The 12878-nt window shown below is 40.3% G+C and carries 9 protein-coding genes and 1 pseudogene; 5 read left to right on the top strand and 5 right to left on the bottom strand.

Annotated features, from left to right (window positions below):
- Positions 1 to 70 precede the first annotated feature (70 nt).
- Both trpA and IQ246_RS14795 read left to right on the top strand, forming a co-directional pair.
- Positions 71 to 916 carry a tryptophan synthase subunit alpha gene (gene trpA / locus IQ246_RS14800; protein ID WP_194004122.1) on the top strand — a complete coding sequence of 282 codons (846 nt, stop codon included), beginning with the start codon at positions 71 to 73 and terminating at the stop codon, positions 914 to 916.
- A 219-nt stretch (positions 917 to 1135) separates the two neighbouring features.
- Complete coding sequence (locus IQ246_RS14795; RefSeq protein WP_194004121.1) at positions 1136 to 1786, top strand: heterocyst differentiation related protein; 651 nt, start codon at positions 1136 to 1138, stop codon at positions 1784 to 1786.
- 898 nt (positions 1787 to 2684) lie between these two features.
- Here IQ246_RS14795 and IQ246_RS14790 read toward each other — a convergent pair.
- From IQ246_RS14790 to IQ246_RS14780, 3 genes are all read right to left on the bottom strand, one after another.
- Positions 2685 to 2825, bottom strand: a complete 141-nt coding sequence (locus IQ246_RS14790) for a CopG family transcriptional regulator (RefSeq protein WP_194004120.1) — start codon at positions 2823 to 2825, stop codon at positions 2685 to 2687.
- Between the two features lie 745 nt (positions 2826 to 3570).
- Positions 3571 to 4575, bottom strand: coding sequence for a GntR family transcriptional regulator (locus tag IQ246_RS14785; RefSeq protein WP_194004119.1), 1005 nt, complete (start codon positions 4573 to 4575; stop codon positions 3571 to 3573).
- A 147-nt stretch (positions 4576 to 4722) separates the two neighbouring features.
- On the bottom strand, positions 4723 to 5157 hold the full coding sequence (locus tag IQ246_RS14780; RefSeq protein ID WP_194004118.1) for a PAS-domain containing protein: 435 nt from the start codon (positions 5155 to 5157) through the stop codon (positions 4723 to 4725).
- 121 nt (positions 5158 to 5278) lie between these two features.
- Here IQ246_RS14780 and IQ246_RS30380 point away from each other — a divergent pair.
- From IQ246_RS30380 to ptsP, 3 genes and pseudogenes are all read left to right on the top strand, one after another.
- Positions 5279 to 5377 (top strand): annotated as a pseudogene (locus IQ246_RS30380) (IS6 family transposase); the annotation flags it as partial.
- A 150-nt stretch (positions 5378 to 5527) separates the two neighbouring features.
- Positions 5528 to 6277, top strand: coding sequence for a hypothetical protein (locus tag IQ246_RS14775; RefSeq protein ID WP_194004117.1), 750 nt, complete (start codon positions 5528 to 5530; stop codon positions 6275 to 6277).
- 604 nt (positions 6278 to 6881) lie between these two features.
- On the top strand, positions 6882 to 9425 hold the full coding sequence (ptsP, locus tag IQ246_RS14770; RefSeq protein ID WP_194004116.1) for a phosphoenolpyruvate--protein phosphotransferase: 2544 nt from the start codon (positions 6882 to 6884) through the stop codon (positions 9423 to 9425).
- Positions 9426 to 9612: 187 nt separating this feature from the next.
- Here the strand turns inward: ptsP and argS are convergent, their stop codons facing one another.
- Both argS and nadC read right to left on the bottom strand, forming a co-directional pair.
- Entirely contained in the window at positions 9613 to 11379 is a 1767-nt protein-coding gene (gene argS / locus IQ246_RS14765) for an arginine--tRNA ligase (RefSeq protein WP_194004115.1), read from the bottom strand.
- A gap of 436 nt (positions 11380 to 11815) precedes the next feature.
- Positions 11816 to 12679: a carboxylating nicotinate-nucleotide diphosphorylase gene (nadC, locus tag IQ246_RS14760; protein ID WP_194004114.1), complete on the bottom strand. Its 864-nt coding sequence runs from the start codon at positions 12677 to 12679 to the stop codon at positions 11816 to 11818.
- Positions 12680 to 12878 lie beyond the last annotated feature (199 nt).

Below are 12878 nucleotides of genomic sequence, written 5' to 3'. Positions count from 1 at the left end.
AATGCCAGTTAACTCAATAAAGGTAATTCCTGCACCTAACTGGCTCCTCTTGACTATTGACTCTTAAATAATGACTGCAATTTATGATCGTTTTAAAACTCTTGTAAGGAATCGAGAGTGCGCTTTGATTCCGTTTATCACCGCTGGGTATCCAGATTTAGAAACAACAGCAGCAGCGTTGCAGATTCTGGATCGCAATGGAGCAGACATAATTGAACTGGGTGTACCCTACTCCGATCCGCTAGCGGATGGGCCAGTGATTCAAGCAGCTGCTACCCGGGCCCTGAAAAAAGGAACTAAGTTGGAGCAGATACTGGAAATGTTGCAAACAACTAGTCCTAATCTGCGATCGCCTATTGTCCTGTTTACCTACTACAATCCAATTTTGCACCGGGGGATTGAAAAATTTCTTCAGCAAATTGCTGCTGCTGGGGTCGCAGGCTTGGTAGTACCTGACTTACCTTTAGAGGAAGCCGCAGGATTGCTCCAACCAGCTGGTGAGATGGGAATTAACGTAACTTTGTTAGTGGCCCCCACCAGTTCAGCTCAACGGATAGAAGCGATTGCTCGCTCCTCCCAAGGATTTATCTATTTAGTTAGTGTCACAGGAGTTACAGGCATACGCTCCCAGATGGAAACGCGAGTGTCAGATTTACTGAAACAGATTCGTGGTGTTACTGATAAACCCATCGGTGTAGGCTTTGGTATTTCCCAAGTTGAACAAGCCCGTCAAGTAAAGGATTGGGGCGCAGATGCTGTAATTGTAGGTAGTGCTTTTGTCAAACGGTTAGCAGATGGCACACCAGAGCAGGGACTGAGTGCGATCGCTGATTTTTGTCAAAGTCTCAAATCAGCTATCAAGACCTTCAACAGCGACACAAACACTTGTCTTGGTCAGACTGACAAAGTAGATTAAAAAACTATAACAGCATAGTTTTTTTGCCTTTACTTAGTGGACAATTTGACGGTTATAGTCTTGAATATTAACATCAGATATCAGGATGTAAAAAAACTAGCTGATACAGGTGGTTGTAGTTCGAGTATTATCTGAAGTAAAGTAGGCAAAAAATTATGAGTGTGAGTGTGAGTCAGTCACAAATAGTTATAGTTACGTCACGGTTAAGGGGCAAAGGCGATGAGTGAGAGTATGGCATTTATCGGCGGGGTTGCCGTAGCTGGGCTGGCGGCTCTCGTCTTACTCAAAGGGACAAATACTCCTCTACAATCTAACTTTGTTGCCCCACAAATGCCAGCCACTGTAATGCCGCCTCAGGTTATGCAGCCACAAGCGCAGTATCCTTATGGACCTTATGGGCAACCACCAACATATCCCAATCCACAGCCTGTAGCTCCCAATTCTGATCAGCGTGTCGAATGGGAAAAACTAAAAGTGGACTTGGATCGTTTAAAAACCGACAATGAACAGTTGAAGACTCAAAATCAACGACTTCTCGACAATTACAATACCCAACAACTGCAATTAGCCCAACAGAATAACCAATCCAAAGCAGCATTAGCACCATCCCAACCAGAAAATCCCTGGTGGTCTTCACCCATCGTTTGGGCCGTAGGAGGGATGAGTCTTACTATTGGCGGCGGTATTGTAGTCGCTGGGGTATTAGCTTTGTTTTCGCCTCGGCAACGTCCAGCCCGTACTGTACAAGTTATTCATCCCTACCAAGGGGCTACACCGCCTTTGGTTCCTGTGCGTCGCGCTGAGTTTCTACCACCTTCTCGGCTAGAAACAAGACGAGTTGAAGCCCCAGAATACGACGAGATGCATTGATGATCTAGTGAAATTTTTGTTAGTAGAGCTAGCAAATACTACGTCATCAATTTTAATGCAAGATACCACACTTATATTGATTGAATTTTGTCTTGGTGTTGCGATCGCAGATTTTGTACCAAGACATCCATATCTAGCATAAACCTGGGGAAATTCTCTGGGTTTAAAAATTCTTGTAGAGCAATTAGCTGCCAATTCAGTCATGCATAAAATAAATTCATAGGGCACTCTAATGGACGCCTAGGAAAAAAGTGCCAAGTTAATTAACGAGTCTTTGAGTTGACTTCATTGCAAACTTGTGTTTCTAAGACAAAACTCTCTTTTAGCCTGTTCCAGTTAGTTTAGTAATGCTTGAAGCAAGCACTTAACAGTTAAGATAAAATTTTATAATTATGAATTTAAACTTTTATTAACACCTATAATTCTATAGGATTCCTAAATGAAATTCAAAATATATATTTTTTTTAAAATTATTAAATTTTAGTAATACACTCAAGTGCTCTAAGCTCACTTTAAATCTATATTACTGATCACGTCGTTTTAGGCAAAGTGACAACAAAAGTTTTTTCGCAGACGTCAGTGTCGCGGATTTTAGGATGTCGCAATTGTATATAAAGAATTATTAAGACTGAGGTTAACCTTCGGTACACTTGGTTCTAAATATAGCTCTGAAGTGAAGATAAAGAGCGATCGCCTTCACAAATTCACAAACAAACCGGTTGTGTTGCAACAGCTTGTTAAGAGTAAAAAATCTGCTTGAGTTAGGCCAGTTTATGCAACTACACACATAAGGTTCATAAACCATGATTTTCAAGCTATTTATACTGACCTCAAGCTTTTTTACCAGACTAGCATCTGTTTTTGCAAAACAACCGGTAATTCTCTGCTACTTACCACCCTAATCGGGTAACTTGCGAATCAGCTCTCTAATTACATCTGTTTTTGCTCTCCCTGTCTGGTTACAGTACATTTCAAGTCTCTTGACTTCATCCAATGCCAGATTGAGGCTGATTTGCTTTACGGTCAATTTTTTACTCATAATCTTACCCACTAAGTGTAATACTTGCCCTTGTACTCCAGAAACCTTTAACAGTTTGTTATCTTGCTTTACCTACGTATCAAGTTTTCAAACATGCCACTTGCCTACCTTAACTAGTCTTTTATCAGCATACCGCTATAGTGGTATATTAAACCTATATATATAGTATTATGGTATTTTTAATTTAGGGCTAAGAATTAGACGTAAAAACTCAGTCGATTCAAAAATACAGCTTATGCTAAAGCTATTGATATGTTTTAAGTAGATTTCACGCTTTTCACGCTATCGAACATAACATTATGATGATAAAATAATTATATTAATAATATTGATGAATAAGACTATCAATTCCTCAAAAAATGAGTTATTCTTTGAGGAATAGTATTTAGTTAGTTTAAGGTTTGTGAAGCAATATTGAGATAACACTAAGCAATAAATATAATTCACAAGGTGTCTTTGAAGGCGTTGAAAAAGCTGCTGTTGAATTTATTGCTCAAGTTCTCGTATTAGCTCTATAAAGTAGTTTTACGCGAGTTAATTTTGTTTGTATACTTAATAAGTTTTGTAGTACAACCAGCATTTCTGCTAGTTCAACTAATCAAATTTGGACAATTGAAAAGCTCAGTATACGATCTGAGTTGTTGCTGTTAATGTTCTAAAAGCACTACTAGAGGAATATCTACGACTCTAAAACTCCAAAAACTTTGCTACCTTGTCTACATTTGTTTACCGCATCACTTTCTAGTCACTGATTAGGTTGATGGATAGTTGATTTAGCTAACTGAATTGCAGCCAAGCGAGCTTTTAAAACTGACATATTAGTTTCATCAACACTAAAATTAAAAACCATTACTTCAGAAGGTTCAATACTGTACTGTCGTACATAGTTCTCAACAAGCCTTGAAGCACAAACTGCATCGACCTCATCCAATATTTGATGATTCTTTTGAAGGTATTCTAAATCTAAACTTTGAAAGTTTATGTGGGAGATTCCAGCTTGTTGTAGCATCTGTTTCATCACTCCACTGGTAGCTTTTTCCTGACAAATAAGTAGCATCAGAGCATTACGAGGTAAAGATGAAATTTGTGCCAAGAGTTGCAAGTCTGGTTTGAGGTTAACAGTAATGACTTCTTGTTCTGGTGCAGTTAATTTAGTGACTTCCCATTGATGTCGTGCAGTTGTGATCACAAGATCAGCAGCTAACAGTTCTTTTAAAACTTTTGATTTATTAATCTTTAAGTCTTCCAAACAGATAAATAGTAGAGGAAGTTTGATTTCTGATTGAATATTTTCATATACACCTGTACTGTGTTGCAAATATTCTACAAATACTAATTTTAAAGGAGCAGCAGCGTGTTGATTCAATATTGCGGCTTGGGCATAGGCCGCTGCACCAAATTCAGATGGAGATAACCCAGTCATTACAGCAGCATTAAAAGCTTGTCCTAGTAAATTGTAAAATTCCTTATGAATAATAATATTTTGTACAACTTGAGTGTGAGCAACAAAAGTTCCTTTACCTCTTTGGGCTACCAGATAACCTGATTCAATTAAATAGTTATAAACTGCTGCAATAGTATTATGATTTACTTTTAAATGTTTAGCTAATTGAGTAACAGTGGGTAAAGTATCGCCTGGTTGCAAATCCCCTGTAGCAATTAGTAGTTTAATCTGTTCAGCAATTTGAGCGTTAATCGTTATTGGCGCTTGAGTATCAACAAAAAGGGGAAACAAAATTGTATTAGGCATTACCATAACGGATTGGCAACAGTCACTACGAAGATTTTCTTAAAATTGCATTATTTACTCCTCAACTATTACTTTAGATTTAATCTATAATAGAACTTGGTGGGATACAAGTAAAGAGAATAAATAATGGGAATGATAAAAGTCTCTCTACAATTTATGTGAAATATTTTTATGAGATGGAAATAGTAAAATTTTATTTCCAATATCTATCAAAGTTTTGGACTGATGGCGTTCTGTTATTTCACGAAATTTCCAAATCCTTCCTACACATTCATCTTCTAAGTATTGGGGCAGTGAACAACGCTCAAACATTCGGCCATCCTTTAATTTAAAAGTATCATAAGCTTGTAAATCTGTATGCATATAAATCTCTTTAATTCTATGAAGAAATAGGTCGGAATTTTCAACTAGGTTAGAAGCCAGTTCCAGTGCTTGAACCTCATTTTGGGAGACTATGATATGTTGTGGGAAACTCCACATTTCTATAAACTTTCGATTCAGGCTTACCATCCTTCTGGTACTATCGACAACAACTATGCCAGCGTTAGCTTGAATCTTACCCTGACTCAAGAGGCGTATCATGCATTTTGTCCTTGATTTGATTGTTAATTTATTTTTATACTATGATACAAGGGAAATAACGAAGCTCATGCCATGTGTAATTTAGAACAAGAGTACTAAAATCCATCATAAAGATTAGAAGATTAGAAAATTAGTTAATCTAGGGATTAAATCTGGCTTATTCAACACCGCGAGGCGAACATTGAGAGGATATGAAGCCGTGACCATGATTCGCAAGGGTTAAGTTGAAGGTAATGAAATTAGGAGACACTTAAGCTACTGTCAAATTTGTTGCTCAAGTTTTTTGCATGGGTGCATAAACTGATCTTACCAAAGTAGATCTTTATGTACTCAACAAGTTTTTAGTATACAACTATATGGGGATCTGAAAATGGAAGAAGTCCTTGCATTGCTTGAAAAAAAGAAGCAAGAATTTGCTCAAACGCCATTTATGAAGTTTCTGCGAGATAAAAGCATAGACCCAAGACAAAGACTAGCTTGGGCTCCTGGTTTTGCTCCTTTCGCAATGAGTTTTAAGGATTTTAATAGAGTTGTACTCCGCAAAGAGCCAGCAACTAGCAAGCTCCAAGAAATGATCAACCAGCACACTTATGAAGATGGTCGCCATTGGATATGGTTCATACAAGATCTCAAGTTGATGGGATATGATTACTCCATAAAATATACCGATACTTTAAAATTCCTGTGGAGTGAAGAAACACAGAAAGTACGCTTTTTAATTTATAACCTATTTGCTATGTGTACTTTTGAAGAAGATATCCTGATGAAGTTGGCTATTATTGAGGCAATAGAAGCAACGGGAACGGTGGCTTTATTTGAAATTGCACAAGTAGGAAAGGAACTTCAAGAAATTACTCAGCACCATCATCCGTATTTTGGTGAGTCTCATTATGCTAAGGAGACAGGTCATATCCAGGCAGAAATGGATGATGTAGAACATTTTATTAAAAGCATAAAACTGACAGAAGCACAGAAGAAAAAAGCTTTTTCTCTGGTAGAGAAAGTGTTTGCAGATTTTACAGATGCACTTAATGAAATGTCAGAGTTTGCTAAAAACCACCCTTACGATAAACCATTTACGGCAATATATGATATTGAGAAAATGCAAGTATCTGTATGACTGAAAATATCAGCTTTAACTTTACACACTTTTCAATTTAATCACAGCAATACAGTTTTTCTCTCCTTTGAGATATAGACATTTTGAAAAATAAGTGTCATTGACTGTAGCTTAACGAAAAATAGTTAGTGTATCTTGTAAATAAACACTAACTATTTCATTTCGGTAAAGCGATCGCAAGCGAATAGTTGCATAGTCACCATTTTCATTACCTGGGATTCCGTAAGATAAGTAAAAAGCAAGTTAACCCACATATTATTTATTAATCAGCCAGTTAGTAAAGTACTTCTGGAGAAGAATAAGGCTTAATTTAATATTGTGGCGAGATAATCTTGACAGCGATGCCTCAATTAAGTTGTACGATGGGAACAAACTTATCCAAAACATTTCTTCCTGTACTGCTAGCGATGGGGTTCATGAGTAGACACCACGTATTTCATTAAAAAAAGGTTATTTTGTTCGTATTGTTAGTTGGAGAAATCCAAATACTCTCGAACTGTTGTAATTGCAATGAAGATAACTGCTGTTTTCGGCGGTACGCATGGAAAAATTAAATGGATAACTGGCTAAGCACAAACCTCTCAACAAGATTGATGGTGTTGCAGTGGTCGGAATTGTTATCGTTTCTCACAGTAAACAACTAGCTCTGGGAGTTCGGGAACTTGCCGCACAGATGGTTCAGGGCAAAGTTCCACTCGCTGTTGCAGCAGGTATTGAAGATCCCGAAAACCCACTGGGCACAGATCCCATCCAGGTTTATGAGGCGATCGCCTCAGTTTTCAGTGATGATGGGGTTCTGGTTTTAATGGATTTGGGTAGTGCTTTGATGAGTGCAGAAATGGCGCTAGAATTTTTGCCAGAAGCACAGCGGCAGAAAGTGTATTTGTGTGAAGCACCCTTGGTAGAAGGTGCGATCGCTGCCATCGTTGCTGCTGCTGCTGGTAAAGAGATTCAGCAAGTTATTGCAGAAGCACGAGGTGCATTGGTCGCAAAAGCGGTTCAATTAGGTATAATAACTAACCTGCCGTTAGATAGCAGTAGTGGAAGCCAACCAACAACGAATGCAGAGTTTCCAACAAAAGAAATCCAGCTGATTGTCAGCAACAGATTAGGATTACACGCTCGTCCTGCTGCTCAGTTTGTTGCAACTATAGCCCGGTTTCAATCTCAAATTCAAATACGAAATTTAACTAGAAATACGGAGACTGTTAGGGGCGATAGTATTAATCAAGTAATAACTTTAGGAGTGCGTCAAGGACACGAGTTGTTGATTAGTGCTGCTGGCTGTGATGCGGATGAGGCGTTGGCAGCATTGCAAGCATTATTTGTAACTAACTTTGGTGAAGATAATACTGCTTTTAAGTCTCCATCAGGATTTAAGCACGAAATTACCCTACCAACTCACGGCGAACTTTTAGGGATCGCAGCTTCTCCAGGAGTGGCGATCGCTCCGGTTGTTCATTATCAACCCAGTATGATCGCTATTACAGAATACCACGTAGAAGATGCTGAACTAGAGTGGCAACGTTTACAGGCAGCAATCCATACTGCCCGACACGAAATTCAAGCAGTGTTCTCACAAGCGTCTATTCAAATTGGTGACACTGAAGCCGCCATCTTTGATGCCCATATACTGTTGTTAGAAGATCCAGTATTGCTGGAAGCGGCTCATCAACGCATCTTAGAACACCACATAAATGCTGAAGCGGCTTGGCAAGCAGTAGTCAATGAGGTAGCGACTTCTTACCATACCCTTGAAGATTCTTACCTGCAAGAACGAGCTGATGATGTTGTGGATGTGGGGAAAAGGGTGCTGCGGTTACTAGTTGGAAATCCCTCTGGTAGATTACATCTCTTTGAACCAGCCATTATAGTGGCCATTGACTTGACTCCCTCGGATACTGTTGGGCTAGACCCGACAAAAGTACTCGGCATTTGTACTACTTCTGGTAGTGCAACTTCCCACAGCGCAATCATCGCCCGTACATTAGGTATTCCCGCAGTTTTAGGGATAGATGCAAAAGTGTTACATTTAGAAAATGGTACACTCATGGCACTTGATGGTGAGAGCGGTAAAGCGTGGGTAGATCCAGAGCCAGATACTCTGGGTGTACTGGCGGCAAAGCAAGAAGCGTGGCAAACAGCTCAACAGAAAGCACGAGCCACAGCCCACCAGCCAGCAATCACTTGTGATGGGCAGCAAGTTAGTATCTTCGCAAATATTGGTAGCTTAGCTGATGCTCAAGTGGCTGTAGCTGAGGGTGCAGAGGGCGTGGGACTGCTTCGCACTGAGTTTCTGTATTTTGACAGGATAAGCGCTCCACCTGAAGATGAGCAACTGGCAGTTTATCAGGCGATCGCTCAAATTCTTGATACCCGTCCGTTGATTATTCGTACCCTAGATGTAGGCGGTGACAAGCCACTTTCTTACCTCAAGGTAGCATCGGAAGCCAATCCTTTCTTAGGCTGGCGGGGAATTCGCTGCTGTCTAGATCATCCAGATTTATTCAAAACTCAATTGCGGGCAATTTTGCGAGCTAGCGTTGGACACCAGATTAAGATCATGTTGCCGATGATTGCCACGGTGAGTGAGGTACACGCAGCTAAGGCAATTCTAGGTGAAGTGCAGGCTGGACTGCGCCAAGTTGGCATCCCCTTTGATGAAGCGATGGAATTAGGCATTATGGTGGAGGTTCCGTCAGCAGTGATGATTGCTGATCGCTTGGCAACAGAAGTGGATTTTTTTAGTATTGGCACCAATGACTTGAGCCAGTATGTCATGGCTGGCGATCGCACTAACCCACGAGTGGCAAATTTGGTTGATGCACTGCATCCGGCTGTGTTGCGGATGGTGCAGCAAACTGTCCAAGCTGCTCATGCAGCTGGAATTTGGGTAGGATTATGTGGAGAATTAGCAGCAAATCCTTTAGCAGTACCAATTTTATTAGGGTTAGGGCTGGATGAATTAAGTGTGAATCCCCAAGCCATAGCTGTAGTCAAGCAAGCGATCGCTCAATTAACTGTAATTGAAGCTCAGGCGATCGCAGCATTAGCGTTGCAACAAGATTCCCCAGATCAAGTAAGAGCGCTAATTTCAAATATCGCTTATCGTAACTTAGACAAAACAGAAGAGGAAAAAAGGTTATAATACACCCCCAGCAAAGCTTTCACATCAAAATGACCCTAATGAAAAAGGCAACTCCCGCAGCCATGCCTTCATGCTTTGAAAGCTGTATTTCAATGCAGGGGCTTTCTTTGCCCCCGCGAGGATATGGTGATTTCTACAACGTACGCCTACGCATAATTCATATTGTGATTTAGCAACGCCTTTTTCATTACATCCTTTCCAGTACCTGAATTCCTAGCAAAGATAGTCCCAGCCTTAGAGTTCTAGCCGTCAAATCACACAAAACCAAGCGAGATGTCCGCAGTGGTTCTTCCGCCTCTAGCACACGAACCCCCTGATTACGGTCATAAAACTGATTAAACTTTTTACTCAGTTCGTACAAATACTCACATAAACGATTGGGAAGCAAATCTTGTTCTACGATACTAATAACTTCACCTAGCTGGAGTAAGTACTTTGCTAAGGTTAATTCTGTTTCATGCTGTAATAAAACCTTGGCATTTTTTTGCAACTCTTTAAAGTTAATACCACCTTTGCGGCTAATACCTTGAATTCGCGCGTAAGCATACAGCATATAGGGTGCAGTATTGCCTTTGAGATCTAACATTTTGTCATAGCTGAACATGTAATTGCTAGTGCGGTTTTGACTTAAATCTGCATATTTAACCGCGCTGATCCCAACTACTTGAGCAACTTTATTCATGAATTCTTCAGTTTCTTCGCGTTCTTCTTCTTTTAATCTAATTTTTAGGTCTGCATGAGCACGAGCGATCGCTTCATCTAACAAATCCCGTAACCGCACCGTATCCCCTGAACGAGTTTTGAATTTCTTACCATCTTCCCCCAGAACTAAACCAAAAGGAACATGAACCAGTTCCACATCATTAGGAATCCATCCGGCTCTGCTTGCTACCTGGAAGAATTGAGTAAAGTGGTTTGCCTGTCCAGCATCTGTTACATATATTATTCGCTTTCCCTCATCCTGTTGAATCCGGTAGCGTAGCGATGCTAAATCCGTAGTGGCGTAGTTATAACCCCCATCAGATTTCTGCACAATTAAGGGTAGAGATTCACCTTCTCTATTAGTAAACCCTTCCAAGAAAACGCATTTTGCTCCCTGGTTTTCTACCAATAACCCAGATTTTTCTAAATCTTCTACAACCTTTGGTAATAAGGAATTATAAAAAGATTCCCCGCGTTCAATTACTTGGACATCTAACAAATCATATATTATTTGAAACTCCCGCCGCGACTGTTCACACAGCAATTTCCAAGCATGAAGTGTATCTTCTGCACCTGCTTGTAATCTTACAACCTCTTGCCGTGCTGTCTCTTGAAAAGCTAAGTCTGCATCAAACCGCTGTTTGGCTTCGCGATAAAAGCTTACTAAGTCCCCAATATCTAAAGCATTAGCAGTGGTAAGGGCTTCTGGGTAAACTTCCCGTAGGTAAGCGATTAACATTCCAAACTGAGTACCCCAATCACCTACGTGATTCAACCGTAGGACATCGTGTCCCTGAAATTCTAGAATGCGGGCTATGGAATCACCAATAATTGTGGAACGCAAGTGTCCGACATGCATTTCTTTAGCAATATTCGGACTGGAGAAGTCGACAATTTCCCGCTTTGGTATTTTTGCTGCTGGAACTCCTAGCCTAGAATCTGCTTGAATAGTCTTTAGTTGTGATTCTAGGTATGCTGTTCTCAATTTCAGATTGATAAATCCTCGTCCAGCGATTTCTGGCGGTTCGCAGATTTCTGATACATCTAGTTTCTCAACGATCATAGAAGCGATCACCGTCGGTTGCTTTCCTAACTTTCTACTTAAGGATAAAGCCGCATTCGCTTGATAATCACCAAATTGAGGATTGCTAGCAGGAACCAAAATCGGATCTACTCCAGCGAAGTCAGCGCCAAAAGCATCCACTAAAGCCTGTTCCAATTTAAGTTTTAGTTGTTCTTGTGTAGCGTTCATATATAAATTTTATCTGCCAGAGGGATAATGTAGCTCTTGATGATTGGATATTCTGAAAAGCTTGATTATTTTAACCTTAAAATCTAGTCACTCAGTCCAAGTGAGGAGTGTGATTCTAAAGTACAACCCCCTGCATTCTCTGCTACCTTCAGAAGAAATTACCGATTTTGACGATACTCTATCAGAGAAAAAGCTGCAAAATCTGATTCCAAATTGATTAGAAGCAATTTTGGCTTTTGCATAGAGTCAGTGTCTAACGACAAGCTGCTTTACGTCTACGTACCGATTGGTTTTTCGGTGTAAATATGGGTATTGATCATGCACCTATGATGTGTTTAGTTTTTCAAGTCTTTACCACACAAATTCTCTTAACTCAAACCCCTTTTAATCTTTTGCCACAAGCGTTCTCTGGGGTTAACTTTTTTCAGTGCAGTTCTCAACCCATTCTCATACTTAAATCCAACCACTTAGACTGAGTGATAGGCGCACTACTCGAAATATAGTCAACACCAGTCTCTGCGACAGCACGAATAGTCTCCAAAGTCACATTCCCGGAAGCCTCAATTTTAACCCAGCTATTGTGTTGGCGAATCAATTGTACCCCCTGACGCATTAGTTCTAAAGGCATATTGTCCAACATAATAATGTCAGCTTTATACTGTAAGGCTTCCTTTATCTGATCTAAAGTTTCCGTTTCTACTTCTATTGTTAAGGGATAAGGAATCTGAAAACGGATGCGAGTAATTGCCTCTCCAATTCCCCCAGCCACCGCAATATGGTTGTCTTTAATCATAACCGCATCATCTAACCCCATACGGTGATTAATTGCGCCTCCCACGGTAGTTGCATACTTTTCCAAAAGCCTCATTCCCGGTGTAGTTTTGCGCGTATCTACCAACTGAGCAGGTAAATCGCCAATTTGCTCCACATATATATTAGTGAGCGTTGCAATCCCACTCAAGCGCATAGCCAAGTTGAGAGCTACCCTTTCTCCCATTAGCAATGCATCCAGTGAACCATAAATTTCTGCCACTATTTGTCCTGGCTCACACCTAGCACCTTCCGCTGTAATAGCTTTAAAACTGACTTTTTCATTCAAAAGGTGAAAAACCCTAGCTGCAAGTGATAAGCCAGCAATTACTCCTGGAGCTTTAGCAATCCAGTGGGCTTTACCTAGGGTAACATCTTGTACTAATAAGGTATTAGTAGTGCGATCGCCGCGGCCGATATCCTCCAACAACCAGTTACGCAAGAGGGTGTCTAAAACCAACCATGGGGGCAAAGCAGTAAATTTGCTCACAACTATATAGCTTTTGAAGAGAGATTAAAGAATAGTAGAGTCAAAAACCCATGTTTTGTAGTGATTTGAAGGGAGGCTGAAAAGAGTGTGTAAGAAAAAAAGGAGAAAGTAGTTGACAAAGTGATGTGCGCTCGCTATATTGAATAAGTGCCTGAAAAGCGAGCGCCAAGAGCGACGTGATAAGGACGCCGAACCTTGA

The sequence above is a fragment of the aff. Roholtiella sp. LEGE 12411 genome, from assembly GCF_015206995.1.
GTDB lineage: Bacteria > Cyanobacteriota > Cyanobacteriia > Cyanobacteriales > Nostocaceae > Komarekiella.
This window is presented reverse-complemented; position numbering and strand designations above follow the sequence as displayed.